This window comes from Alcanivorax sp. NBRC 101098 (assembly GCF_001010505.1).
Classification (GTDB): Bacteria; Pseudomonadota; Gammaproteobacteria; order Pseudomonadales; family Alcanivoracaceae; genus Alcanivorax; species Alcanivorax borkumensis.
Map to the genome: position 1 here is coordinate 1,767,806 of NZ_AP014613.1, position 25,969 is coordinate 1,793,774.

The 25,969-nt window shown below is 56.0% G+C and carries 27 protein-coding genes; 14 read left to right on the forward strand and 13 right to left on the reverse strand.

Features of this window, described 5'->3' with window-relative positions; translation table 11 throughout:
- The first annotated feature begins 8 nt into the window (after positions 1 to 8).
- Positions 9 to 980, forward strand: coding sequence for a MoxR family ATPase (locus AS19_RS08030; protein WP_046961909.1), 972 nt, complete (start codon positions 9 to 11; stop codon positions 978 to 980).
- A complete protein-coding gene (locus AS19_RS08035; protein ID WP_011588833.1) occupies positions 977 to 2,284 on the forward strand; it encodes a DUF58 domain-containing protein in 1,308 nt (435 codons plus the stop codon). The genes AS19_RS08030 and AS19_RS08035 overlap by 4 nt, the downstream gene beginning before the upstream one ends.
- Positions 2,285 to 2,296: 12 nt before the next feature.
- On the opposite strand, the gene AS19_RS08040 is transcribed toward AS19_RS08035, so the two are convergent.
- Entirely contained in the window at positions 2,297 to 2,884 is a 588-nt protein-coding gene (locus AS19_RS08040) for an elongation factor P hydroxylase (RefSeq protein ID WP_231860745.1), read from the reverse strand.
- Between the two features lie 35 nt (positions 2,885 to 2,919).
- On the opposite strand from AS19_RS08040, the gene AS19_RS08045 reads away from it, so the two are divergent.
- The 4 genes from AS19_RS08045 (at position 2,920) to AS19_RS08060 (ending at position 6,663) form a co-directional block, all read left to right on the forward strand.
- Positions 2,920 to 4,302, forward strand: a complete 1,383-nt coding sequence (locus tag AS19_RS08045; protein WP_011588835.1) for an MATE family efflux transporter — start codon at positions 2,920 to 2,922, stop codon at positions 4,300 to 4,302.
- A 128-nt stretch (positions 4,303 to 4,430) separates the two neighbouring features.
- Positions 4,431 to 4,697, forward strand: a complete 267-nt coding sequence (locus tag AS19_RS08050; RefSeq protein ID WP_035460288.1) for a DUF3649 domain-containing protein — start codon at positions 4,431 to 4,433, stop codon at positions 4,695 to 4,697.
- On the forward strand, positions 4,694 to 6,316 hold the full coding sequence (locus tag AS19_RS08055; protein WP_046961910.1) for a PepSY domain-containing protein: 1,623 nt from the start codon (positions 4,694 to 4,696) through the stop codon (positions 6,314 to 6,316). Before AS19_RS08050 ends, AS19_RS08055 begins: the two co-directional genes overlap by 4 nt.
- Positions 6,313 to 6,663 carry a DUF3325 domain-containing protein gene (locus tag AS19_RS08060; protein ID WP_052753748.1) on the forward strand — a complete coding sequence of 117 codons (351 nt, stop codon included), beginning with the start codon at positions 6,313 to 6,315 and terminating at the stop codon, positions 6,661 to 6,663. The genes AS19_RS08055 and AS19_RS08060 overlap by 4 nt, the downstream gene beginning before the upstream one ends.
- Here the strand turns inward: AS19_RS08060 and AS19_RS08065 are convergent.
- Complete coding sequence (locus tag AS19_RS08065; protein WP_052753749.1) at positions 6,660 to 7,148, reverse strand: gamma-glutamylcyclotransferase family protein; 489 nt, start codon at positions 7,146 to 7,148, stop codon at positions 6,660 to 6,662. The genes AS19_RS08060 and AS19_RS08065 overlap by 4 nt on opposite strands.
- Positions 7,149 to 7,574: 426 nt before the next feature.
- Between AS19_RS08065 and AS19_RS08070 the strand changes: the two genes are divergently transcribed.
- Positions 7,575 to 8,261 carry a hypothetical protein gene (locus AS19_RS08070; protein WP_046961911.1) on the forward strand — a complete coding sequence of 229 codons (687 nt, stop codon included), beginning with the start codon at positions 7,575 to 7,577 and terminating at the stop codon, positions 8,259 to 8,261.
- 73 nt (positions 8,262 to 8,334) lie between these two features.
- On the opposite strand, the gene tusA is transcribed toward AS19_RS08070, so the two are convergent.
- The 5 genes from tusA to AS19_RS08095 all read right to left on the reverse strand — a co-directional run bounded on the left by tusA (position 8,335) and on the right by AS19_RS08095 (position 13,178).
- Positions 8,335 to 8,574, reverse strand: coding sequence for a sulfurtransferase TusA (gene tusA / locus AS19_RS08075; RefSeq protein ID WP_011588841.1), 240 nt, complete (start codon positions 8,572 to 8,574; stop codon positions 8,335 to 8,337).
- Complete coding sequence (locus AS19_RS08080; protein ID WP_082116360.1) at positions 8,574 to 9,833, reverse strand: MFS transporter; 1,260 nt, start codon at positions 9,831 to 9,833, stop codon at positions 8,574 to 8,576. The genes tusA and AS19_RS08080 overlap by 1 nt, the downstream gene beginning before the upstream one ends.
- 2 nt (positions 9,834 to 9,835) lie before the next feature.
- The gene (gene rlmM, locus AS19_RS08085; protein WP_011588843.1) at positions 9,836 to 10,897 is read right to left on the reverse strand and encodes a 23S rRNA (cytidine(2498)-2'-O)-methyltransferase RlmM; all 1,062 of its coding nucleotides are present in this window, start codon (positions 10,895 to 10,897) and stop codon (positions 9,836 to 9,838) included.
- Positions 10,898 to 11,238: 341 nt separating this feature from the next.
- Complete coding sequence (gene purU / locus AS19_RS08090) at positions 11,239 to 12,111, reverse strand: formyltetrahydrofolate deformylase (protein ID WP_011588844.1); 873 nt, start codon at positions 12,109 to 12,111, stop codon at positions 11,239 to 11,241.
- A gap of 47 nt (positions 12,112 to 12,158) precedes the next feature.
- Positions 12,159 to 13,178 carry an AraC family transcriptional regulator gene (locus AS19_RS08095; protein ID WP_011588845.1) on the reverse strand — a complete coding sequence of 340 codons (1,020 nt, stop codon included), beginning with the start codon at positions 13,176 to 13,178 and terminating at the stop codon, positions 12,159 to 12,161.
- 250 nt (positions 13,179 to 13,428) lie between these two features.
- Between AS19_RS08095 and AS19_RS08100 the strand changes: the two genes are divergently transcribed.
- Positions 13,429 to 13,821, forward strand: coding sequence for a response regulator (locus AS19_RS08100; protein WP_035460282.1), 393 nt, complete (start codon positions 13,429 to 13,431; stop codon positions 13,819 to 13,821).
- A 141-nt stretch (positions 13,822 to 13,962) separates the two neighbouring features.
- Here AS19_RS08100 and AS19_RS08105 read toward each other — a convergent pair whose 3' ends face one another.
- Together AS19_RS08105 and AS19_RS08110 are read right to left on the reverse strand one after the other, a co-directional pair.
- Positions 13,963 to 16,128, reverse strand: a complete 2,166-nt coding sequence (locus tag AS19_RS08105; RefSeq protein ID WP_011588847.1) for a 3-hydroxyacyl-CoA dehydrogenase NAD-binding domain-containing protein — start codon at positions 16,126 to 16,128, stop codon at positions 13,963 to 13,965.
- A 29-nt stretch (positions 16,129 to 16,157) separates the two neighbouring features.
- A complete protein-coding gene (locus AS19_RS08110) occupies positions 16,158 to 17,369 on the reverse strand; it encodes an acetyl-CoA C-acetyltransferase (protein WP_011588848.1) in 1,212 nt (403 codons plus the stop codon).
- A gap of 244 nt (positions 17,370 to 17,613) precedes the next feature.
- Here AS19_RS08110 and AS19_RS08115 point away from each other — a divergent pair, with 244 nt between their 5' ends.
- Positions 17,614 to 18,369 (forward strand): glutathione S-transferase N-terminal domain-containing protein, encoded by a 756-nt coding sequence (locus AS19_RS08115; protein ID WP_011588849.1) that lies wholly within the window; start codon positions 17,614 to 17,616, stop codon positions 18,367 to 18,369.
- A gap of 169 nt (positions 18,370 to 18,538) precedes the next feature.
- On the forward strand, positions 18,539 to 18,697 hold the full coding sequence (locus tag AS19_RS14090; RefSeq protein ID WP_155849252.1) for a hypothetical protein: 159 nt from the start codon (positions 18,539 to 18,541) through the stop codon (positions 18,695 to 18,697).
- A gap of 107 nt (positions 18,698 to 18,804) precedes the next feature.
- On the opposite strand, the gene AS19_RS08120 is transcribed toward AS19_RS14090, so the two are convergent.
- Complete coding sequence (locus AS19_RS08120) at positions 18,805 to 19,002, reverse strand: hypothetical protein (RefSeq protein ID WP_035460280.1); 198 nt, start codon at positions 19,000 to 19,002, stop codon at positions 18,805 to 18,807.
- A 217-nt stretch (positions 19,003 to 19,219) separates the two neighbouring features.
- On the opposite strand from AS19_RS08120, the gene smrA reads away from it, so the two are divergent.
- Positions 19,220 to 19,810, forward strand: coding sequence for a DNA endonuclease SmrA (smrA, locus tag AS19_RS08125; protein WP_011588850.1), 591 nt, complete (start codon positions 19,220 to 19,222; stop codon positions 19,808 to 19,810).
- Positions 19,811 to 19,945: 135 nt separating this feature from the next.
- Here the strand turns inward: smrA and sthA are convergent, their stop codons facing one another.
- From sthA to AS19_RS08140, 3 genes are all read right to left on the reverse strand, one after another.
- Positions 19,946 to 21,343 (reverse strand): Si-specific NAD(P)(+) transhydrogenase, encoded by a 1,398-nt coding sequence (gene sthA / locus AS19_RS08130; RefSeq protein ID WP_011588851.1) that lies wholly within the window; start codon positions 21,341 to 21,343, stop codon positions 19,946 to 19,948.
- Between the two features lie 325 nt (positions 21,344 to 21,668).
- Complete coding sequence (gene hda / locus AS19_RS08135; protein ID WP_035460277.1) at positions 21,669 to 22,358, reverse strand: DnaA regulatory inactivator Hda; 690 nt, start codon at positions 22,356 to 22,358, stop codon at positions 21,669 to 21,671.
- A gap of 4 nt (positions 22,359 to 22,362) precedes the next feature.
- Positions 22,363 to 23,373: a DUF2066 domain-containing protein gene (locus AS19_RS08140; protein ID WP_082116361.1), complete on the reverse strand. Its 1,011-nt coding sequence runs from the start codon at positions 23,371 to 23,373 to the stop codon at positions 22,363 to 22,365.
- A 217-nt stretch (positions 23,374 to 23,590) separates the two neighbouring features.
- Between AS19_RS08140 and purM the strand changes: the two genes are divergently transcribed.
- From purM to AS19_RS08155, 3 genes are read left to right on the forward strand one after another with little or no spacing between them, the layout of a single operon-like run.
- Complete coding sequence (gene purM / locus AS19_RS08145; protein ID WP_011588854.1) at positions 23,591 to 24,634, forward strand: phosphoribosylformylglycinamidine cyclo-ligase; 1,044 nt, start codon at positions 23,591 to 23,593, stop codon at positions 24,632 to 24,634.
- Positions 24,631 to 25,272, forward strand: a complete 642-nt coding sequence (gene purN, locus AS19_RS08150) for a phosphoribosylglycinamide formyltransferase (protein ID WP_035460271.1) — start codon at positions 24,631 to 24,633, stop codon at positions 25,270 to 25,272. The genes purM and purN overlap by 4 nt, the downstream gene beginning before the upstream one ends.
- A complete protein-coding gene (locus AS19_RS08155) occupies positions 25,232 to 25,969 on the forward strand; it encodes a DUF3108 domain-containing protein (RefSeq protein WP_011588856.1) in 738 nt (245 codons plus the stop codon). Before purN ends, AS19_RS08155 begins: the two co-directional genes overlap by 41 nt.

Sequence of the window (25,969 nt, forward strand, 5' to 3'; positions counted from 1 at the left end):
ACAACAATATGAGCCAACCCGCCACCCTCGCCGATGCGGCCGCCTTGGCCCACGACATTGAAAGCCGGCTCAATCAGGTGCTGATTGGCCAACAACAGGTTGTCCGTGAAGTGCTCATCGCTCTTATTTCCGGCGGCCACGTGCTTATCGAGGGCGTGCCCGGCTTAGGCAAAACCCTATTGGTACGCAGCCTGGGGCGGGTACTGGAGCTAGACTTTAACCGCATCCAGTTCACCCCGGACCTGATGCCCACCGACGTGACCGGCCACGCCATGTACGACCAAAAGACCGAGCAATTTCGCATCCGTCGCGGCCCGGCCTTTACCCAGCTGCTGTTGGCGGATGAGATCAACCGGGCACCGGCAAAAACCCAAGCAGCCCTGTTGGAAGTGATGCAGGAGAGGCAAATCACCATCGAAGGCAAGGCCTTCACCCTCAGCGAACCCTACATGGTGCTCGCCACCCAGAACCCGCTAGACCAGGAAGGCACCTACCCGCTGCCAGAAGCGGAGCTGGACCGTTTTCTGTTCAAAGTGTTGATTGATTATCCGGCTCACGATGATGAAACCCGGCTGGTGAACATGGTGCTCGACGGCACCATCCGCGCCAGCTTGGATGTGGAAAGCCTGATCCCGGCCACCGATGCGGCCGGCTTGCAGGCCATGAAAGCGCTCAGCAACGACGTACTGATCGACGCGCAAGTGCTGGACTATGCCCTGCGCATCGTCCGCGCTACTCGCGACTTCAACGGACTGACCCATGGCGCTAGCCCCCGGGCCAGTATTGCGCTTGCCCGGGCGGCCCGCGTGCATGCCATGTTCGAAGGCCGTGACTTCGTCACCCCAGACGACATCCAGCAGGTCGCTCGCCCCGTACTGCGCCATCGCATCCAACTCAGCGCCGACGCAGAAATCGAAGGGCAGACCCCGGAGACGGCACTGGCCCGCCTGCTGGACCAAGTGGAAGCACCGCGGCAATGAAGCCAGCCCCACGCCTGCTCCTCGCCGTGGCCCTCTGGGCCTTGAGCGCGATCTCGCTGCTGTTTTTCAGTGGCAACATCGCCAGCCTGCTGTGGTGGGCAGCGGGTGCTGTACTGGCGGCGTTCGCCCTGCTCGACTTGCTGCATGGCTGGCGCCGCCCGCCTCCAGCAGCACAGCGCATCGTCCCCAATGCCCTGTCCGTTCAGCAGCCGCATCCCATCAAGGTACGCATCACCTCCGCCGATCTGCCCGCAACCGTCACCCTGGCAGACCATCACCCCGGCGACGACATGCTAACCGGTCTGCCCTGTCAGCTTGCCCGGGCCGAGAATGAGCTCACTGAATTCACCTACCATTACCGCCCCAGCCGACGTGGCCCGGTAAATTTCGGTGATCTGGAATTCTGGTTTCCCAGCCAGCTGGGCTTCTGGTCGCTACGCAAAATTTGCCCGGCCCGTTGCACGGTGCCGGTCTACCCGGATTTTTCCCGCCTCAGCCAAACCCAGCTGGATGCCAACCATTCCTTTCTGCTCACCGGCACGCGGCTCAAACCTCGCCGTGGCGAAGGCATGGAGTTTCACCAATTACGCGAGTACCACCCTGGCGACAGCCTGCGGCAGATCGATTGGAAAGCCACTGCGCGCCGCCGCAGCTTGATCAGCCGGGAGTATCAGGATGAGCAAAATCAGCAAGTACTAATCATGCTCGATGGTGGCCGTCGGCTGGGCATGCCGGTGGGCAAACTCACCGGCTTCGACCATGCGCTGAATGCGTCACTGCTGCTAGCCTGGAGTGCGCTCAAACAAAAAGACAAAGCTGGCGCCATGTTGTTCTCCGGCGATCAACCTCGCTGGCTACCACCGGTACAGGGGCAAAATGGCATCAACCATTTGCTCAACGGACTGTACGATTTGCATCCCAGCCGGCATGCCAGCGACTTCAGCCTGGCAGCGCGTCAGCTGGTGCGTCATAGCCGGCGAAGGGCGCTAGTGGTGCTGGTAACACGGCTGCAGCACGAAGACCGGGATGATCTGCTCAGCGCGGTTGGTTTAATGCGCCGCCATCATCTGGTGTTGATCGCCGATATGCTGCTGCCAGAGCAGGAAGCCCTGGCGCGCCAGCCGGTGGAAGATTTTGATCAAGCGTTAACCCTGTGCGCCGATGCCCAGGAACAAAAGCAACGCCAGCAGCTACACACCCGCCTGCGCCACGCGGGCGCCTTGGTCACCAGCGCCACGCCCCAGAACATGCCCCAGCAGTTGAATCATTTATATCTGGCACTGAAACGCAGTGGCCGGCTTTAGTCGGATTACCGCCTACGAAAACAAGCACTGCAGCGCTTGCTGCAAAGATATCTCCTCGCGCCCATACGCCTGCGCCAGCACATCACACCAGCGGGCCGGCCGCTCAGGAAGGCCTTCAGCCAACAAGCGCTCTGCTTTTGCTTTTACCTTCACCGCAAACGCCGTTTCATCGCCGCCCTCACCATTCAGGTTATCCAGAGATACTCGGAAGGTGTGCCCACAGGCAGCACAGAACAAGGCTTCAAGCGCCTGGGGGTAAACCTCTACCTGCACAAACTGCGCCTGTTGATCCGCGCTGCGGCCATCCGGTGCGTACCAGTAACCGTAGTCTTGTTGCTGACGGCGTACTGGGCCCGCCACGCACCAGTGGGCGATTTCGTGTAAGGCACTGCGGAAGTAATCGTGGGTATAGCAAATGCGATGAGGGGAACCGGGCAGGTACACAGGCTCAGCCGCGCCCCCTTCTAACAGCGTGTCGTGGGAATGAAAAAAAGTCGCCCGGAACAGGGTTTCCAGATCACCACTGGCGTACACCTGCAAGGCAGTTTGCGGTATGGTAGCCGCCGTCTTGCGAACCTGATTCTGTTCTATTTCGTTCACCACACCCGTTCCGCTTACAACAGTGGCACCTGCCTATGTTATCCCGCCGTCAAGAGCTTGCCGCCCAACTCACCCTCGCATTGCCAATTCTGGGTGGGCAACTGGCACAAACGGCCAACGGCTTTGTGGACACCATGATGGCCGGCCGTGTTGGCGCCAATGATTTGGCGGCGGTGGCCGTGGGCGCCAGCATTTGGGTGCCTCTGTTCCTGTTCATGACCGGCGTACTGATGAGCGCCACCCCAATACTGTCGCGCCATCTCGGCGGCAAAGCTTATCACCGCATTAACCCCCTCGCCCAGCAGGGCCTCTGGTTGGCTCTTGTGCTAGGGGTTCTTTGCGCACTTATTCTACGCAGCATTGCTCCGTTATTGGTATGGATGGACGTGGATCCGGCGATCCGACCCATGGTCAGCGGCTACCTGGATGCGCTTAGCTGGGGCATGCCTGGCGCCGCCATTATGCTGGCGTTGCGCAGTTATACCGAGGCCATGAACCATACCCGGCCGGTGCTGCTAATCAGCGTAATCGGCCTAATGATCAACATCCCTAGTAACTATGTGCTGATCTACGGAAAACTGGGCTTCCCAGCCATGGGGGGAGTCGGCTGCGGTTGGGCCACCTCACTGGTAATGTGGTCCATGGCAATAATGATGATGGTCTATACCCATCGCCACCCGGTGTATCAGCATGCACCATTGAATCTGCGACAGCGGCATTTCGAGCGCGCCAATCTAGCCTACATGCTGCGGCTGGGCTTACCCGTAGGCCTGTCAATTTTCTTTGAGGTAAGTATCTTTGCGGTCATTGCCCTTCTCATCGGCAGCCTGGGGGCCCAGGTCGTCGCCAGCCACCAGATCGCGCTCAACTTCACCTCCCTGATTTTTATGGTGCCGCTGAGTTTCGCCCTGGCCGCCACCGTTCGGGTGGGTCACGCCCGAGGACGCAGCGATCAAAACGGTATTCGCGTGGCCGTGCAGGTGGCCATGGCAATCACCCTGGTGGTGGGCATCACCGCCGCCTCCAGTCTGGTGCTGGCCCGGCACTGGATTCCCCGTATTTATACCGACAACGGCTCGGTGATTGCACTCGCCAGCTACCTGTTGTTGTTCGCGGCCCTGTACCAGATCTCGGATGCATTGCAGGTTTGCGCCAACGGGTGCCTGCGCGGTTTCGAAGATACCGGCTGGCCCATGGTAATGACATTGCTGGCCTACTGGGGCATCGGCCTGCCCATCGGGTACGGCCTGGCATTAACTGATTGGTGGGTCGAGCCCATGGGCCCTGCCGGATTCTGGATCGGTCTGGTAGCGGGCTTGACCAGTGCCGCCGTCTTCCTTGGCTGGCGCTTGCGTTGGCGGCTCAAGCAACCGCTATCAGAGCCGGAAGTGTCAGCCTCTACCCCCTTCGCGTCCTGATCGAAAAGTTCGCTGTTCTTACAGTCTTTACACTCGAATGTCGCTGCGGCGCCACATTTACATTTCCTTTGCAGTTTGTTTGTAGATAATAACAATTCTCATTATTGTTGGCTTGTTTCTACATACTTATGACACCTTTCTCAATTACTTCACGCATTCTGGCTGCAGCTTTGGGTGGTTATGGCCTTGCGTCCCTGGCAGCCATGGCGCTGGCCGTGATATTACCAATGGCCCGCGATCAGGCCGTGATTATTGGCATCATGCTATCGCTCCTACTTTACTCTGCAGCAGCTATTTGGGCGTTTTGCGCACGTTCCAGCTGGCTGGCATGGGCCGGCATTCTCCTTCCTGGCCTGCTCTTTGGCGCCTTGTATTTATGGGGCACTGCCGTATGAATAAGTCATTCCGACAATCCATGGCCTGGCTACACACCTGGGCCGGCTTGTTACTTGGCTGGTTACTGGTGGCCATTTTTATTACTGGCACCAGCGCCTATTTCCGGGAAGAAATTACGCTGTGGATGCAGCCGGAAGTACATGATTCCACCCTGCAACCGGGTACGGTCGAGCTGGCGATGGCAGCCCTGAATGCCAAGGCGCCGGATGCCAAATCCTGGGACATCAACTTGCCGGGCCCCCGTCAGGCCGCCGTCGAGTTGCGCTGGCAACCCGCCAAACAGCCGAAAAACGGAGGCCGTCAGCGTGGCGAACAGATGCTCATGGATGCGGATAGCGGCGAGGTCGTTGCACCACGCGCCACCCGCGGCGGCAACTTTCTTTACCGTTTCCATTTTGAGCTGTACGGCATCGACCGCCTGTGGGCCCGATTGCTGGTCTGCCTGGCCACTATGTTCATGCTGATTGCCATTATCAGCGGGGTGATTACCCACAAGAAAATCTTCAAGGATTTCTTTACCTTCCGGCCGGGCAAGGGGCAGCGCTCCTGGCTGGACGCCCACAACGCTACCGCGGTACTCGCACTGCCCTACCATTTCATGATCACCTATTCCGGCCTGCTGCTGTTTATGACCCTGATCATGCCCTGGGGCATCGACGCTGCATACGAGGGAGATCGGCGTGCCTTCTTTTCTGAGGTGTTTTCCCGGGGAGAAACCCCGGCGCGTCCTGGTGCGCCGGAAGAAATGCTGGCAATCGGACCATTGATCGAACAAACCGAAGCCCGTTTCGGCAAACCGGTAGAACGCATCCAGATCACCAACCCCAATCGGGACAACGCGCAAATTACCTTGCAGGTAGACAGGGACCCGGCGGTCACCGATCGCCAGCGCGGTGGCGATCCAACGCAAGTATTCCAGGGTAATACCGGTGACCTGATCGACACGCGTATCCCCGCCAATGATCCGGTGTCACCGGGCTGGCGGATCTATAATTTCTTTACCAGTGTGCACATGGCTCGCTTCGCCGACCCGCTAACCCGCGGGCTGTTCTTTCTGTTCGGGGTCGCCGGCTCCGCCATGACCGTGACCGGCATGCTGCTGTGGGTGAGCAAACGCACCCAGCAATTACGCCGGGATCAGCAGCCCGATCGGGCTCTGAAAATGGTGAGCGGACTGAACATGGCCTCCATCACCGGGTTGATGCTGGCCATCGCCGCCTACTTCCTGGCCAACCGTTTGTTACCGGTCACGCTGACTGCTCGCGAAGACCGCGAGATTCAGATCTTCTTCATTGTTTGGCTGATGTCACTGGTGCATGGTCTGCTGCGTCCTAACCGCCAGGGCTGGATTGAGCAGGTCGCTGCCGCCTCGCTACTCTGGCTTGCCATACCCGTAGTCAACATCTTCACCACGGCGTCGCACCTGTTTACGCCTCTGGCCTGGCAACATGCAGCCATCGCCAGTTTCGATCTGGTCTGCCTGATCCTTGCTGCTTTGGGCGGGTATACCCTGTGGCGCTTGCAACACAAACCGCTGCCGGCAAAAGCTCGCCGTACCCGTACGCCGCGCGCCGCCAACACGGCTATCAGTAAGCAACCTGCCGGAGACACCCCATGACGATGGCCCCGCCACTGTTTCTTGCCCTCGCTCTGGCCTATGCCGGCTTGACCAGCCTGTCTCTGGCCATGAAACGCCACCATGACCAGGTCATGGGTCGCAAGTTGCAACCGGAACGCGTGCGCTATTACCGATGGCCCGGCTGGTTGCTGTTGTCGTTATCGTTGTGGGTTACGTTAACGATCTGGCCCCTGGGATTGGCGCTTTTTATGTCCGTGGGGCTGGTGGCAATAGCCGGCCTGCCACTGGTGTTTTTACTGCCGTATCGCGCACAGTTAGAAGGACGACTGGCTATCGCCTTGCCCGTGTTGGCCATGCTGACCTGGTCGACGGCGGTGCTGGCTTAGGGCGTAGCCAGGGTGGGTAGAAAATCATCCACACAGGTTGTGGCCAGCAAGTGCCGGTAATAATCGGCACTAAGCCAGGGGCGTCCACTGAGCAGGTGATTCAGATACCAGCGCTCCGGACGAAGATCATCGGCTTGCCACTCAGTATTAGCGATATAAACCCAGGTGTGCCGCTCGCCCTCATCACTCTGCACCAACAGTCGCTCACGGCAATAACGAGTCGGGTGGCCCTCGAACGGGTCCATACGCTCGATTTCCCAGTGGTCCCATAATTGGTACAAGACGCCCTGCACTTCCGCCCCGTCATGGTCCGCATTCACTATGTTCGCGTAGGCAATCCCTTCTTTGCCATGGGCGCGCTTATTGAATGCCAGTTGCCAACCGGGTAATTGCGCCCGTAACGATTGCCGATAGCGCATGCCCCGCACCGCCATTCGTGCCGGGTTCATGTTCGAACCATAGGCAAAGTAATAATCACACTCCACACATCGCTCCTAATGATTGCTTGACGCCGGATGCCCGACGACGACGTAGCCTGCATTCAAAACCTGAAAAACTTAAACCTCGGTCGCCATGCTCTTTGCGCAAAACACATTACCCGATTACTTTCTGAATAATGGCCCTCCCTCAAAAAGAGGCACCGCACTAGCAAGATCTTCTAAGCCTAAAGGGTTTTACGTCAGACATCCGGCCCCGAGCGTTAGGCAAAATGCGGAACATGGCTGCCAGCAAATATCACCTGCAGGCAGGCCCCCGCTTACCCACTACCAGCCCATTTTACCCTACGCAAACCGGTTATCTGCACCCGCTTGCATGGCACCGCATGACAGGCTAACGTGAATTAACGGGCCGTGCCGAGCGATTTACTGAGATCGCGCTCACGCCCTAAGGTAACGTACCGGGAGAAGCCCATGACTCAGGCGAACCGGCAACACCCAGGCGGAAACAATGTTGTTTCCTTCCCTCCACGCCGCAAAGCGGCCAAGCCCCCTATTTTGCGTTTATCTCCGGAATACGATGGCATCGAGCTGCTATATGCCAACGACCACCACCCCGACAAATTATTCTCTTTAAAAGTGCTCGCTTGGGCGCGACTGGCCAATGGTGACACCGTAGCCATGGTTCCCTGGCTCAAGGAGCCGGTCACCGCCATGGCGCTGGCTGACCCACTGAATGGACGCTGGGAAGGTTACCGACTACCTGGCAGCGATTATTTGTTTGTCGATGCGCCTGAACATAAGGTTAAAGAGATGGATGCCGCCCTGTCGTTTTTCGGCAAGCCCCAGCCCGGCGAGCAAGCTATTCAGGAAATCCCGGACACCATCGGCACCCATGCGGTGTTTTCCGACGATGATTTCCACACCATTAGTCTGATGGAGGTGGTGAGTTGGAAGCTGTTTGCTGATGGCACCCTGTCAGCCATGGTGGCACAAGAAAACGACCCGGTTGAGACACCGATTTTGCCCGGTGCAGAATGCCTGACCACAGCACAGTCGCTACCGGCCTTTCGCTATTTCTTCCAGCACGGCATAGCCAATAAATTGAAGGAGAGAGACCCGGAAGCGCTGGCGGCAGTGGCTATTCTGGCGAAAAGCTGAACACTGCCGCGCGGTATTCGATGAAATGATGAGCGCTAATTGAACCCGTTGCAGCTAGCGTAGCCGTGTTCAATTAGCCCTCTTTCTTCTTGATCCAATACAAGAACAACTCACCATCGCGTTGCTGATCAACCAGGCTATGACCGAGAAACTGGCAGAATTTCGGAATATCCCGTTCAGTGGAAGGGTCGGTAGCGCGCACCGCCAACACTTCGCCGGGCTGCATGTCCCGCACCTTGTTGTGCAGCATCATCACAGGCTCAGGGCATAACAGGCCGGTGGCATCGAGTTCGTGTTGGGCATCCAATGACATCAGGGCTCTCCTCGTGGTGCACCATGGGCAGCCACCGGTGGCTGCCAGAAAAAGGCAGCCATTATAACGACTGCACTGAGAATCGCAGCCAGCAGGAAATGCGACGCATAGCCCAGCCACGCCACGCTGAATCCACTGGCCAAAGTAAAGGCTCCCACCGCGAACAATTGCACCGAAGCCTGCACGGTATAATCACTGCCCTCATGGCCGCTACGGCAGTAATCCATCATCACCACAAACAGGGCCACCGTGGACAAGCCATCCGCCCATTGCTCAAACAATGCCACCGCCCAGATCCACGGCTCAGCTGCAGGGTCTGGACCCCAGGCAGCCACCCACCACCAGCCGATAAATGACAGCGCCTGCAAACCGGCAAAACCGAACAGCGCCACACGACGACTTAATCGCATCATCACCAGCCCCGCCAAGCCTGCCCCTGCCAAGCCGGCCAATGACGTCACCAGGTCTAAGCCACCGATTTCCGCCAACGTCCAGTGACTGTCGACCAGAAAAGGTTTGATCATGCGGGTGCCGAAGCCATCGCCCACCTTATAGGCCAGCAGGATCACCAGCCACACGCCCAACCCCGGCCTACGCCAGAACAGCGCTAACTGGCGAAGCCACCATCGGGGTGTCACCGGTTTGCGCGGCCGCACAGGCTCAAGGGGCTCGTCAAATCGCCAGGCCGTGAACGCCACTAGCAACAGCATGACAATGATCGCCAGCAGTGTGGCCTGCCACCCCAATACCCCAACCAACATCAACAGAGCGCCACTGCCCAGGATCATGCCTATTTTGTAGCCACTAACCTGCACACTGTTACCCAGGCCCCGTAGCTCTGGAGTCAGTAAGCGTGCTGCTAAGCCATCGGTGGCAATATCCTGGGTTGCGCTGAACAGGTTAAGTAAAAACAACATCACGATAAGCACCGCAAAACCGGGGCCGAACAGCCAACCTTGCGGCAGCAAGGCCGCACAGGCCAGCACCGTCACAACCCCGGTCAGGCAGGCCAGGATCCAGCGTTTACGGTGATTGGGGCGGCCACTCCCCCAGCGATCCACCCAGGGCGCCCAGATAAACTTCAAGGCCCACGGCACGGCGGGCAATGCCAGCAAGCCGATCCATTCTGGTGACAGGCCCGCATCCCTAGCCAGCGCGGGCATGGACTTGCCCAGCAAGCCAGCTGGCAAGCCTTGGGCGAAGTACAGCATACCCAGGGTAGCGAATAGCGCAGCGCCACGACCGCGCTCAGTACTCACGATCAGTAGCTCCGATGAAAGCTGGCCCAGACGGTAATCTCTTCACGATCGTAATACAGGTGCGCGGCCTTAATTACCGGCTCACCCAGGTGATCCATGCGCTCCATGGCCGCAGTCAGTTTTTCCAACAATTGCCACGTTTCTTGGAATCGGCGTTTCATCGGCAGTTTCAGATTAAACAATGCCGCGGTGGCCCAACCCTGGGTAAGCCACTTTTCCATGTGTTGCAAAGTACGGGCAGGCTTGTCCACCACATCGCACACCACCAGATCCACCTTACTGCGCGGGCGCCAAGTAAAGGCATCACCGTAGACATGCTGCACCGGGTATTCGTCCAGCAGCCGGGGGGCCATCTTGCCGTGGTCCACCGCCTGCACACGAATGCCCCGTCGGGCCAGTTGCCAGCTCCAGCCCCCCGGGGCCGCCCCCAAGTCCACCGCTGTTTTGGCGTTTAACGCATCGGCACTACCAAAGAAACGTATCAACGCCTCTTCCACTTTTAGTGCCGAACGGCTCGGCGCTTCTGCAGGTAATCGCAAGCGCAACACACCACCTTCTACAAGCGGCACAGCGCTGGGGCTGGTGCCAACCCAACCATTGTGTGAATCACTGAAAAAAAGATGTAGCCGCTGTTTCGCTTGGCGGCGCAGCAAGCCGACTTTCTTCAACCGAGGTTCCAATGCCTTGCGAAAACCACGCAAGAACCGCTGCAGCTCGCGTCCTTCATTGGTATCCGGGTGTTCAAGATATAGCTCACTAAAGGGGCCTGCGGCTTCCAACAAAGGCCACAAAGCACTGATACGGTCGTCGCCTATATCGCTAAACTCGCCCTCGCATACACTTAGCGTGCGGGCAAAGATCAAGCCGCTTTCTTGCAGGCTCGCCAACGAGCCTTGTTGGCTATGCCAGAGCACATACCCACTATTGGCGGTAGCGCGGGGATAACCGGCCACCATTTGATCTGCCGCGTGGAAATTCAATTCGGCAGCCAGGTCAGCCTCAAAGCCCGGTCGACACAGGGCCAGCAAGGTCTCGGACTGGGAATTCAACAAGTCACTGTGCATGGAGCTCTCGCGCTGATTACAATGCTGCCCATTGTCCTTATCACAGCGGCTCGATCAATAATGAAAACAGACTGCCGCTGATCCTAAGCCCTGTACGCTGGTGTCTTCTCGCCCACTCTGGATGGGATTTCTACGCTGAAGCCCAGATGAGGCGGGCGGAAAATGGCCCGAACGGGTTCGGTGGCATGGATGAGCTAAATATTAAGATGAGGCTATGGCATAGCCGGGACGCACTGAACAAAAGCCCGGATTTTGTTTGAACATCAGTTTCGCCAGTCAAGGCGACTCCCGCCATGAGCCATACGGCAGCGGGAATGCCCCTTTGCATGGAGCGCTCTACACTACTTCACAAATACCACCGTTTTGTTACCGTCCACGATTACCCGGTCTTCAAGGTGCCAACGCACCGCACGCAACATCACCTGCCGCTCCACGTCCTGCCCCAATGAACGCAACTCCGAAGCGGAATGGCGGTGGCTAACACGCTGCACGTTTTGCTCGATAATGGGCCCCTGGTCCAGGTCTTCCGTTACATAGTGGCTGGTAGCACCGATCAACTTCACCCCCTTGTCGTGGGCCTGCTGATAAGGGTTCGCCCCCACAAAGGCCGGCAGGAAAGAGTGATGAATGTTGATGACACGATGCGGGTAATGAGACACAAAGTTTGAACTAAGGATCTGCATATAACGGGCCAACACCACCACATCCACTTTACCGTCAAGCTTGGCCAAAGCCTCGGCTTCCGCTTCGGCCTTATTGTCTGCACTGACCGGGATATGGTGATACTCGATGCCAAAACGCTCGACTTCGTCGCGCAGATCATCGTGATTGCTAATCACAATAGGAATGGTGGCAGGCAAGTCGCCACGGGAGGTGCGCCAGAGCAGATCCATGAGCACATGGTCATGCCGAGACACCAACACTCCCATACGTTTTTTCTCACTGGCGTAGCTGATTTGCCACTGCATGCCATAGGGTTCAGCCACCCGATTGGCAAAGTTATTGCGTAGTGCCTCCCGAGAACAGTCCAGTTCCGGTGTCTGAAATTCCAAGCGCAAGAAGAAGGTGCCGCCGTGGGCATCGCTGGAATGCTGATCGAAATCGGTGATGTTGGCACCGTGGTTATACAAGAAGGTGCTCACCGCACTGATGATCCCGGGTTTATCCGGGCAGGTCACCAGCAGCCGTGCCGTGTCGGCATCATTAACTGTCATGGACGTCTCAGAGCTAATCGTTAGTAAGAGGAAGCATCGTGCCCTAGCTACAGATTGACGCCAAAATGCTCTCGCCGGAAATTGGACGGCGTTTTCCCGGTCCACTTCTTGAAGGCCCGGTGAAAAGAGCTTGCTTCACTAAAGCCCATCAGCAACGCGATTTCGTCGATGCTGAGATCTGGTTTGGAGAGATAATAGACCGACGCATCTTTACGGATAGCATCCTTAATCTCCTGGTAGCTAGTGTTGGCTTCTTTGAGCCGGCGCCGCAGGGTTTGCGGGGTCATGTTCAACTTGCCGCAAATTTCCGTGAAATCCGGAAAGCTATTGCCGTATTCGTTAGAAATAATCGCGCGAATCTGGGCCGGTAATCCCACATTGTGAATATTACCGTCAAACAGCTGAGCCAAAGATTCTTTTAGAAACTTGGAGAGAGAAAGATCATTTTGTACCAGTGGCAAATCGAGGAAGTCAGCCCGGAACGTCACCTCATTGGCATCGGCTTGGTACTCAATAGGGCAATCGAACAGGAATCGATGCTCCTCACCATTACGCACATCGGAGTAATCCAGCGTCACCAGTTTAGGTTCAATGGCTTTGCCCACCAACCAGCTCATAAAACGCAGCCAAATAAACAGCGACGCCTCAATAATGACTTCGCGGAAGTCCAACCTGGGATCGGCTTCCACGACTAACTTCGCCACATCGCCATCACGCTCAATACGCGACTGCAAGCTCAGTTCGAATAAGTCGTAGAAACGAATCCCCCGCTCTACGGCTGAGCCCAGGTTCGGGCAGTTGATCACCGCATGGGCCATCATGGAGAAGGTGCCGGGCTTGGATTTTCGTCCCTGGCCAAAACCCAGGAACTCATCCTGAGTCTGGGTCATGATCAGCAGCATCATGCGGATAAAGGTGTCCCGCTCAATGGTTCCCTCCGGATCATCCAGCAATTGCCGTGGAATATTACACTGGTCCAAAATCTCGGGAATGCTGGCACCGGAACGAGCCGCACCCTGTAACAACTTCACCACCCGATTAATATTGATCGTTCTGCGATGGTACATCGACCTCCACCCTCACACCTTTGGCACTGCCATTAAGCGAAATCGCACCCGTCAGCATTATTATCGGCACGCCTAGTATCTGCCGGCCTGCCGCTTTGAAGAGCCCGGGAGCGTCAATCATAATGAAACTGGCCGAAATTAACATACTGTCTACCCCGTCTGGAGGGTTAAAAGCACTTCAGATCGGAAAAAGCAGCTTCACATAAACACCACACTTGTTCTCCTGCGCTGTCTGCGATAAAAATTAGTGATGAATGTTCTTGTCGTTGAAAGTAACAAGGCTGTCAGCCTGATCATCTGTCGCATCATCGAAGAACTAGGCCACCGATATGTGTTGGCCGCAGACGGTGAGGCCGCACTGCGCCTGTATCACCAGCGAGACATTGGTCTACTGATCCTCGATGTAGAACTCCCCATACTGGACGGTTTCACCGTGGCTCAAGACGTTCGCAACGGCAATGCGGCTATCCCCATTCTATTTATTTCTAAAAACAACAGTGAGGCCTGTTTACAACAATGCGTGGATGCGGGCGGCGATACTTTGATGCCCAAACCCTTACGGCCCAGCGTATTACGCGCCTGGCTTTACAGCAGGCTCACCCCTACAAACCCCAGCACTCAGCTTTCTCCCACCGCCGGCTGATCTCCTCCCGTGGTCTTTACTTCAAACATTCCTCCTCCCTCCCGATTGAGACACCAACCGGTTTTCTCTTGTGAATAAATTAACACAAAAAAAACCCGGCTGGATAAGCCGGGCTTTTTTTATGGAACGATATCTCAAGGGTTACTTGTAGATTTCGCCTTTTTTCGCTTTTTCTACCAGAGAAGCTGGCGGGGTGAAACGCTCACCGTAGAGCTTGGCCAGTTCCTCAGCCCGTGCAACAAAGCCGCTCAGGCCGCCTTCGTACTGGTTGATGTACTGCATCACACCACCAGACCAGGCCGGGAAGCCGATACCAAAGATAGAACCGATATTGGCATCCGCTACTGAGTCAATCACACCTTCGTCAAAGCATTTCACCGCTTCGATGGACTCAATGAACATCATTCGCTCTTTGATATCCTCGAACGGCATATCTTTGCTGCCACCGAAGGCATCAGCCAAACCGGACCACAGGTGCTTCTTGCCGTTTTCTGGATACTCGTAAAAGCCTTTACCTTGCAACTTGCCTGGACGGCCCAGCTCTTCGACCATCTTTTTCATGACCACTTCAGCGGGATGCTCTGGCGGCGGCTCAACCCCTTCACGCTTGGCATCATCACGGGCCGCATTACCAATCTTCAGTGCGGTTTCCATGTTGATTTCATCGATCAGATTAAGGGTACCCACCGGATAGCCTGCCTGCATCGCCGCCTGCTCAATGGACTGGGCACTGACGCCCTCACCCAGCATAGCGATGCCTTCATTGACGAAAGTACCAATGACGCGGGTGGTGAAGAAGCCACGGGCATCGTTGACCACGATCGGGGTTTTCTTGATCTGCAAGCAGTAGTCGTAGGTCTTGGCCAACGCTTCCGGGCTAGTATCTTTACCGCAGATAATTTCCACCAGCGGCATCTTGTCCACCGGGCTGAAGAAATGAATACCAATGAAGTTATTCTGCTTCTTAACGCCCTGGGCCAAGCCAGTGATCGGCAGCGAAGAGGTGTTAGAACCCAACACCGCATCCGGATTAACCACGTCTTCGATTTCCTGGAAAACCTTGTGCTTCAGCTCAGTGTTTTCGAACACAGCTTCAATCACAAAATCCACGCCTTCCAGGTCTTTCGCATCGGCGGTGGCGGTAATACGTCCAAGGATTTCCTCTTTCTTCTCCTGGGTCATCTTGCCCTTGGAGATTTCCTTGTCGAGAAGCTTACGGGAATAGTCTTTACCCTTTTCCGCATTCTCGGCGGAAACATCCTTCAACACCACCTGCGCACCAGAGCGAGCCGTTACATAGGCCACGCCTGCGCCCATCATGCCGGCACCTAAAACCCCGACCTTCTCAGCACGGAATTTTTCAACCCCATCCGGACGGCTCGCGCCACCATTGATGGCCTGCAAGTTGAAGAAGAAGGCGGTAATCATGTTCTTGGCAACCTGACTGGTCACCAAAGAAAGGAAATAACGACCTTCAATAAGAGCGGCGCTATCAAAATCTACTGCCGCACCTTCGATGGCCGCAGACATGATTGCCAGCGGGGCCGGATAGTTAGCGCCCTTCAGTTGTTTCTTCAGGTTCGCTGGGAAAGCCGGCAAGTTAGCCGCAAACTTAGGGTTCTTCGGGTCACCACCGGGAATTTTGTAACCTTTCTGGTCCCAGGGTTGCTGGGCTTTCGGGTTGGCCTTAATCCACTCACGAGCCTTGGCCATCATTTCGTCACGATCTGCTACCAGCTCGTCGATCAGCCCGACCTTCTGCGCTTTCTCCGCTTTCATGCGCTGACCCTGCATCAGCACCTTCATCAGGCCATCCTGAATACCCAGCATGCGTACCACGCGAGTCACGCCACCGCCACCGGGCAGCAAGCCCAGGGATACTTCAGGCAGACCAAACTGCGCAGATTTATCATTGATAGCAATGCGGTGATGACAGGCCAAGGCGATTTCCAAACCGCCACCCAAAGCCGTGCCATTCATGGCCGCAACCACTGGCTTGCCGAGTGTTTCCAGCGTACGCAGCTGACTTTTAAGCTGGGCCATTCCGGCCATAAACTGCGGGCCATCTTCCTTACGCGCCTTCAGTAAGTCACGCAGGTCGCCACCGGCAAAGAAAGTTTTTTTCGCAGAGGTAATGATCACCCCAGCAATTTCATCTTTTTCTTTCTCCAGACGCTCAACGACCGCTGCCATGGACTTGCCGTACAGCTCATTCATGGTGTTGGCGGACTGGTTGGGATCATCCAGGGTCAGAACGACAATATTGTCCGCGTCTTTTTCCCAACGAATAGCAGTTTGTTCACTCATATCTTTACTCCGAAATCGTTCGACGCGGTTTACAGACGCTCGATGATGGTAGCGATACCCATGCCACCGCCCACACACAGGGTGCACAATGCGAACTTCTTGTCGCGGCGCTCGAGTTCATCCAGTGCAATACCCACAATCATGGCGCCAGTAGCTCCCAACGGGTGGCCCATGGCGATGGAGCCACCATTGACGTTGGTAACGTCCGGGGTGATGTCCATGTCTTTCATAAAGCGCATGGCGACCGCCGCAAAGGCTTCGTTGATTTCCCACAGATCAATATCGCTGGCTTTCAAGCCGGCTTTCGCCAGCGCTTTCTTAGCCGCCGGACCTGGGCCCGTCAACATGATGGTGGGATCGGCACCACTGATCGCGGTGCTGACAATCCGGCCACGGGCTTTCATGCCGAAGTCCTTGCCCACTTTTTCGTTACCCAGCACCAGCAGAGAAGCACCATCCACGATACCGGAGGAGTTACCTGCGTGGTGAACGTGGTTAATCTTTTCCACCCAGTGATACTTCTGCAAAGCAACCGCATCAAAACCGCCCATTTCGCCCATCATTGCGAAAGACGGGTTCAGGCCTGCCAGCGCATCAGCAGTGGTGCCCGCGCGAACGTGCTCGTCACGATCCAGCACTGTCATGCCGTTAATGTCTTTCACCGGCACCACAGATTTATCGAAATAACCCTTTTCCCACGCATTCACAGCACGGGCCTGGGACTCAGCAGCAAATTCGTCCACATCACGGCGGCTCCAGCCTTCGAGAGTGGCAATCAGATCCGCGCCAATCCCCTGGGGAACAAAGCCAGTCTTGTAGTTGGTGATCGGGTCCATTGCCCAGGCACCACCGTCAGAGCCCATGGGGATACGGCTCATGGATTCCACACCACCGGCGAGAATCAGGTCATCCCAACCGGAGGCCACTTTCTGGGCACCGGTATTCACTGCTTCCAGGCCAGAGGCGCAGAAACGGTTCATCTGCAAACCCGCTACAGTATCTGGCAACCCAGCAGCCAGAGCTGCTGTTTTGGCAATACAGGCACCCTGGTCACCGACCGGAGTCACCACACCCAACAGCACATCATCAATGCTATTGGTATCCATATTTGGAAAACGATCTTTTACTTCATCGATCAGGCCTACTACGAGATCCAGCGGCTTAACCGTATGCAAAGAGCCATCTTTCTTACCCCGACCACGGGGAGTACGAATGGCATCATAGATATAGGCTTCGGTCATGGAACCTTCCTCTTGCCTCAGGCATGTATCAGCATTGGGCTGACGGGTTATGAAGGGCGTATTGCCCGGTATAGGTGGGCAAGAGTGCCCCAGCCACCCCGATCTCTCAATGACATGAGTTAACAAGGGCTGTGAGCGGAATGGGCAAGACCGCAAGCCGTTGGTAAATCACCCGTCACTACGGCCAATGAATGGCTTCTTGCACATGCTAATGTCGCTGCAATTCGTTTCAGGAGTACTCGCCATGTCACACAGCACAGAAGTTTTTCGTTCACTATTATCTTCCACGCTACAACAAGGGCGCGGTATAGCCACTAAAGGCCATAGCAAACATCCGCAAGAGCCGCTGGAGCTCTATGAAATGGAGGGTTGCCCTTTCTGTCGGCTGGTTCGCGAGGCGCTAACTGATTTAGATATAGACGTAATGATCCTCCCCTGCCCTAAGGGGGGCGACCGTTACCGACCGCTGGTAGAACGCTTAGGCGGCAAGCAGCAATTCCCCTATTTGATGGACCCCAATACCGGCGAAGCCCTTTATGGATCTGCCGACATTATCGAGTATCTCTATCAGCAGTATGGAGGCCGTCCTGCCCCGAAAAGTTGGCAGCTACGTCTACGCACAGCCGCCGCAATTGCCGCCTCCGCTCCCCGCGGTGGTCATGGCATTCGCACCCGGAGCAGCCGCGCCCCGGAGCAAGCTCTGGAACTGTATTCGTTCGAAGCCAGCCCCTTTGCCCGTTTGGTTCGCGAGCGATTGACTGAATTGCAGCTCCCTTACTTGCTGCGCCAGTGCGGCCGTGATCAGTGGAAGGATTGGGTGTTACCGGTGGTCCGTAAGTCTCTCGATATGGACTACTCCCCTAGTCAACGCAACCGGATAGACCTACTGGCTCGGGCTGGAAGGATTGCCGTTCCCTATCTGGTAGATCCGAATACCGGCGAAGAGCTGTTCGAATCCGAAGCTATTCTTCACTATCTGGATCAGACTTACGGCAACTAATGCCGGCACTGCCTTGCAGCCATGAGCGGGCACCGATAAATGGTGCCCTTTGCTCTTCTACACCACACTTTTTAGTGCTATATATTCCAGTCACAGGCTTCCAGCGTTAAACACGCAGCAGGCCTCCAACTAGAGAAACTTCTTTAACGCTGGAATAGAGAGTAGCAGCATGAGTCGTCGCCAATTTGATGACTACGACCCAAATGAATGGGAAGAAGAACACAAACGTGCAGAGCGTGAACGCCGCCAGCGAGAGGCGAAACGTCACAGGCACGATACAAATGAAGACAATGACCGCCCAGATCGCCAACGTCCACAGGCTTACTAATTCTTCCCCACTGGATTCACTATAGTGGCGCTATACGGTAGAGAGCTGCGATGCACAGGGCATCGCAGCTGCTGATATATTGCTATAGGCAACCGGAGCAAACTCCACTATTCCCCATAACGGCTCACCAGCGTAGTCAAAATGATAGCCGTATCATCATCCATAGTAAGACGAAATCCACTCCGCCAATGGCCGTTGTCCAAATAACGATGCCATAACGGTTCGGCCTCCACATGCAGCTCGAGCAGCCCAGAGAGTTTGAAAGGCAGCTTCAGCACAAGGGATTGTAAGGTTTTGGGCGGCATACCCTTTCCCACTAAGCAAACACCTTGATCGGTGATGTTGAGGATATGCCCTATTGGTCGCTGATCGGTACACGCTTGCACGTTCACCCGGAGCCTGGGCCGGCTAAATCGTCGACGTTCCATCTCACCCCTCCCAAAGAACCTCTCACTGCCAGTTTCCGCCCGCTTTGTGTACCATTACACATCAGTCGAAATGAAACTTATGGAGCACAGTTCCATGGCCTCCGATGATGACCTTTTCCGCCGAGAAATGGCAGATGTAACGCCGATTAAACCGGACAACCGAGTTCAGGAACGTGCGCCCCATCGCAAAGACTCTATCCGCGAACAATTACGCCGCGCCGCCGCCGTTGACGACCGTAAAGACAACAACCCACTAACGGTCCCTGAGTTAGTACCACAAATCGGTCCTCTGGACATCGTTGGGCTGAAGAAAGATGGGGTGCAGGAAGGCGTTTATCGCAAATTACGCTTGGGTAAATATGATGCTCAGGATGTACTGGACCTGCACCGAGTTCGCCTCCTGGAGGCACGCAATCAGGTCCAGGCGTTTCTAGAAAACGCCCACAACAATGGCATGCGGACCGTCTTGATCAGCCACGGCAAGGGTCTTCATAGTGAGCGCCCCGGGTTTCTGAAAAGCTATGTGATGCACTGGCTGGAAGAAAGTCGCCTAGTACTAGCCTACCACAGCACCCCAGCCAACCGTGGTGGCAGCGGCGCTACCCAAGTGCTGGTGCGCAAAAACAGTCAAGCAAGGCAGAATAACCGGGAGTTTTTTATCGAAGCCGGAAAACAGCAACGCTGACAGAAAAGTAACAAACCAACACTTACATTAAAGGTTATTGCCAGAGCTAAGCAGCCTCGCCGTTAAGTGCAAAACGCGGGATCGTCCTTGAGAAGCAGAAGAAACCATACCGCGTTTTGTCGCTTTGTAGATACGTCACCTTTTTATACGGTTTATCCCATTGATCGCCGCAACCCGATACGCTTCCGCCATAGTCGGGTAGTTAAAGGTGGTATCAATAAAGTACTCCAGCGTATTGTTTTCACCTGGCTGGCGCATGATGGCCTGCCCCACATGGACGATCTCCATGGCCTGATAACCAAAACAGTGAATACCCAGCACCGCCAATGTCTCTCGGTGAAACAGGATCTTCAGCATCCCTACCCGTTCACCGGTTATCTGCGCACGAGCCAGATTCTTGAAAAAAGCCTGCCCCACATCATAAGGCACCTTGGCCTCGGTCAGCTCCTGTTCCGTACGCCCCACACTGCTGATCCCTGGGATGGTGTAAATGCCCGTAGGCACATCCGTTACCTGGCGGACTTCATCGCCGGCGATGGCCGCCGCACAAAAGCGCCCTTGGTCATAGGATGCACTGGCCAATGACGGCCAACCCACCACATCCCCCACCGCATAGAGGTTATCTGTCTCGGTCTGGTAGCGTTCGTTAACCTTAAGCTGTCCACGGTCATTGGCTTTGACGTCCACATTTTCCAGACCAATATTCTGTGTATTACCGGAACGACCGTTGCACCATAGCAAGGCATCCGCACGCAGCTTTTTGCCGGATTCCAGCTCCAGGGTTACACCATCGTCATCGGCCGTCACCCGCTTATAGTGTTCTCCTTGGCGAATGGTACAGCCTTGCTCACGCAGGTGATAACTGAGTGCATCGGAAATTTCTGTATCCAAAAAATCCAGCAAGTGCTCGCGAGAGTTCACCAAGTCCACCCGGATACCCAGCCCTGTAAAGATGCAGGCATATTCCGAACCGATCACCCCAGCACCATAAATTAGGATATGCCGTGGCGTATGGTCCATGGTCAAAATGGTGTCCGAGTCATAGATACGCGGATGGGAAAAATCCACATCCTCCGGGTGATAAGGTCGAGAACCGGTAGCCACCAAAATATTATCCGTTTTGAGTAAGTGCTGGCGGCCCTCGTGATCGTCTACCCGAACCTCATTTGGTGAAAGAATTTCTCCGCGACCGGCAAACACGGTGACTCGGTTACGCACGTAAAAGTCTGTTCTAACTTGAACCTGTGAATCAATCACTTCCCGGGTACGGGCAATCAAGTCCTGCCAGCGAATTTCTCGGGGCTTGAGAATCCCCCGCAGCAAAGGGTTACGCTGGGTACGAATCACCTGCCGCACCTGATGACGCAGAGCCTTGGAGGGAATAGTGCCCCAATGGGTACAATTCCCACCCAGTGACGACTGCTCTTCAATAATGGCTACTTTCAAATCTTTTTTGGCGGCCTGCATGGCAGCCGCCTCTCCCGCAGGGCCACTACCAATGACAACAAGGCCCCAACCAGCACTGATATCCATTCACCTCTCCTTAACGGCTTGCCCCCCGAGTATAAATGATTACAGACCGTTAGCGGTCAGCAAGCACAAGGCACCGGAGTGGGTCTAAAACCGAAGTATAGTAAGAAGATAAGGCATAAATAAAATAAGCGCGAAAGCCATCATTGGAGCCCGCAGGGGCCGCCAATGCAGGCACGGGTTATTGCCGTTCGCTGAAGGGATACATCTCGAAGGGCAACCGGAATGCCCTCAAAAGAGCCCCCTCTTCACCTCGTCGTAGGGGTCGAACCCGCCGCTCAAAATCAAGTAAGGAAGGAGTTCTTTACAAGCGCCTTAAGCCATCGTTTCACCAGCCCAACGCATACTTAACAAAAGGAATAGTGACAGGGCGCTGCTGCGCCAAGGCCAAGCGATCGAGTTTTGCCAGCAGAGCCATTAAAGCACCCGCAGAGCGCTCGCTACGCAATACAATATAATGAGCAACTTCCGGCTCTAGTCGCAATCCCCTCGCCTTGGCCCTCTCCTGTAATAACGCCTGCAAGTCATCATCTTCAAGAGACATCAACCGATAAACAGGCCCTGCCGCCAAGCGAGTGGCCAGATCGGGCAACATTAGCCCCATGGCTGCAGGCGACGCATTGGCGGTAACCAACAGCCGCCCCCCCAAGGACATCAACCGATTATAAAGATGAAACAGAGCCTCCTCCCAGGCAGGCAGGCCGGCGAACAACTGGCAATCATCAATGGCCAGTAGCCCAAACTGCTCCATGGATTCCAGCACCTCAGGCACTAGTGGAATAATCTCACGGGCGGGCAACAGGCAGGCATCCAAGCCATTGTGTTGAGCCAGACGCACCGCGCCTTCTAGCAAATGGCTTTTCCCCTGCCCGTCACCCGCCCAGAAAAAGGCCTGCCGATCAGCCCCCTGCACCGCCTCATATAATCCGGCCACGGCAGCGCCGTTCGGGCCCGACTGGAAATTATCCAGAGCGTTACCCTCACGGAGCTGCAGGGCCAAAGGAAGTTGCGCGCTCATGGGTTCAACGCCAGCAATAATGCCATTGGGGGCCAGACACGACAGCATCTGGACAGGCCTGCAACCGAGGAGACAGCTCGAGCAAATTGCGTAGCTGCTCATCACTGGCACTGAAATCCAGCCTAAAGGTCAGCGTAGTCGCAGACACTTGCTCCAGTGAGGCGCGGCGCATCCCGCTCAGGCCTCCCAGAAATTGCTGCAGCGCAAACCAGTCCTGGAGCTGATCAACCTCATCCACCACCAGCAACGTGCGCAGATCCGTCATCTCTCCTTTCACGCCATAGCGCTCGGCCAACTGGTCGGTGACGTTATCGATCAAAGCCGTCACCGCATCCTCGCTGTTCGCGGTCTTTTCCCTGCCCTCTTCTAGGACCGTCTTGTCCTTCAATACCCGCCAATTCACTGTGGCCGGTTCCCCCTGATAAAGCACCGCAGCGGCAATTAATTCATGGGGATAACGACTGGAGGCATCATGTAACTGCTGATCGAAACGGCCACGGACGTCAGCCACATTCAGGCGCTCCTGATCTTGATTGTCCCACTCGGGGATAACCAGAGTCAGCCCACGGCGCTGGGCTTCAGCGATTAGATGTGCGTACAGCGGATGGTCTTCCACCACCATTTCACCACGGCCTGCGCCCTGATTCACCAGCCAGAGCAGCACCCGTGAGCGGGGCATGCTCCATACCGAAGCCCCCCTGTCTGCCATGAAGGCCATCAGGCCATTCACATCGTAGCGGGCCTGCAAGGCACTACGACCGTCCTCTAGATTACTGTAATCGTAGCGAGTCACCCAACGATCCAACTGCGTCGCTGCCTCGCTAGCTACGCTCTCATCGAGCACATCACGCTGCCCGCTCAGCCGCACCAACATCTGCTCCAGACCCTGCGCCAACGCATCCTGCCGTTGTGCTTCGCCACGGCCATCCACCGGTACCTGCACCGTGTCCAGTGATTGCGCCTGCGCGAGCACGCTCCACCCCAACAACACAGCCAACAATCCAATCCAACGCATGGGCGCTCATTCCAACCGAAAATTCAAGCGCGCTATTATCACCTATTCATCAAACCCACGCGAATCCGTTTACGGTCAATTACAAGGTAAATTGAGGAACAATAGAGCTTTGGACCCTGATGAAAACGTGCTTTACCCACCCAAGCTGCAAAGCAGAGGTTCCCCAGTAGGCTGACCGGTTGCTAGAATACGCGCCTTCACCAATCCGGAGCTCCCCATGACCGAACAGAAACGGCCACTGACGTACCGTGACGCAGGCGTCGACATCGACGCCGGTAACGAGCTGGTTAAACGCATCGCCCCTGTTGCCAAGCGGACCCGTCGCCCGGAAGTCCTCGGCGGTCTTGGTGGTTTCGGCGCCTTGTGCGAGCTACCCACCAAGTACAAAAACCCCGTTCTGGTTGCTGGCACCGATGGCGTCGGCACCAAACTGCGACTGGCCATCGATCACAATCGCCACGAGAAAGTCGGCGTCGACCTAGTCGCCATGTGCGTCAATGACCTCATCGTAGGCGGAGCAGAACCCCTGTTCTTCCTGGATTACTACGCCACCGGCAAACTGGATGTAGAGATTGCCACCAGCGTAGTAACCGGTATTGGCGAGGGCTGCGAGCTGGCAGGCTGTGCCTTGATCGGCGGCGAAACCGCGGAAATGCCCGGCATGTATGAAGGCGAGGACTATGACTTGGCGGGCTTCTGTGTCGGCGTGGTGGAAAAGGATGGCGTGCTGGATGGCAGCAAGGTAGAAGCCGGCGACAAGCTGATTGGTCTTGGCGCCTCTGGCCCTCATTCCAACGGCTACTCTCTGATTCGTCGGATCATGGCTCAGGCTGAAACTGACATCGATCTGGACGGCAAGCCACTGATTGAACACCTGCTCGAACCCACACGGATTTACGTTAAATCCTTGCTCAAACTGATTGAGCAAGTACCGGTCCATGCCATGGCTCACATTACCGGCGGCGGCCTGCCAGAAAACCTCCCCCGAGTTCTGCCGGACAACACCCGTGCTGTAATCGACACTAAAAGCTGGGAGTTCCCCGCAGTGTTCCAGTGGCTTCAGCAGGAAGGGCAAGTGCCCGCCTTCGAAATGTACCGGACCTTTAACTGCGGCGTGGGCATGGTTATTGCGGTACCAGCCAGCCACGTTGATGACGCTCTCGCCCTGCTGGAAGCAGAAGGTGAAAGCGCCTTCTTGATCGGTGAAATTCAGGCAGGCGACGGCCAGCCCGACGTCGTTCTGGACGGGCTGTCAGCGTGACTCACCGGCTAGCGGTATTGATTAGCGGCTCAGGCACCAACCTGCAAGCAATCATGGATGCCCGTGAACACGGCAGTCTCGATGTCGAGATTGCCGTGGTATTCTCCAATCGAGCCAACGCGGCAGGCTTGGAGCGAGCGTCCCAGGCGGGAATTCCCACCGCCACTCTGGATCACCGCGACTACCCGAGCAGGGAAGAGTTCGACCAGGCCATGATCGACCTGCTCACCCCGTATGCTCCAGACACCGTAGTGCTGGCCGGCTTTATGCGTATTCTCTCTAGTGTTTTTGTACGCCATTACGCCGGGCGCTTAATCAACATCCATCCCTCGCTGCTGCCCAAGTATCGGGGGTTAAATACGCATGCTCGTGCCCTGGAAGCCGGCGATAGCGAACATGGCTGCTCCATTCATTTTGTCACCGAAGAACTGGATGGCGGCCCTCTGATTGCACAGGCCCCCATTTCGGTACAAACGAACGATACCGTTGATTCCCTGTCCAAACGTGTACAACAACGCGAACACCGGCTCTATCCTCAGGTGTTGCAATGGCGTGCACAAAATAGACTGGAACTGACCGACAACGGAGTGTTACTGGATGGCAAGCCCCTCCCTACACAGGGTTATATCCTCACTTAACCCACTTATTCTCGCCAGTATTATGCTGGTGAGCCTGACGTTCTCTTCCGTCGCCAGCGCAGAGCAAACGCCGTCCCCCTTTAATTTGGATTACCGCCTGAAAAGCGAAGGGATACCCTTCAGCATTGAGGCTCATCGCTCTCTCAGCCAAATGCAGAACGGACTCTGGAAAATGGAAGTCCACGCCAAAAACTGGCTCGGCGAAATCCGCGAAACCGCCCTGTTTAACTGGCAGGGGTGTACCCCGCTAAGCAATTATTATGGCTATAAGCGCAGAGGCTTGGGCAAAGTAAAAGAAGCCAAACTGCATATCGACCGCCAAACCGGCGTGGTCGCCAGCGAGCGCACCGACAAACCCATGCGTAGCTACGATGTGAGCAACAACGCCACCGACGAGCTTTCTGTCTCCCTCGCCCTGCAATGTGAACTGCGCGACGGCGCCAACGAGGTAGAACTGCAGGTGGCCGACGAGCGCGCCCAAAAGACCCACCACTACACCGTAGTCGGCCGGGAGACTCTCACCATTGATGGTGGCCGAGTGGAAACCCTAAAAGTACAGCGACAACGGGGCAAGAACAGCGAGCGACAAACTTACATGTGGTTCGCGCCAGATCATGACTATACGCTGGTGCAACTAATGCAGAAGAACGACGATGGCGAACACCTGATGACCCTGCAATCATTGGAAGGACTCTGA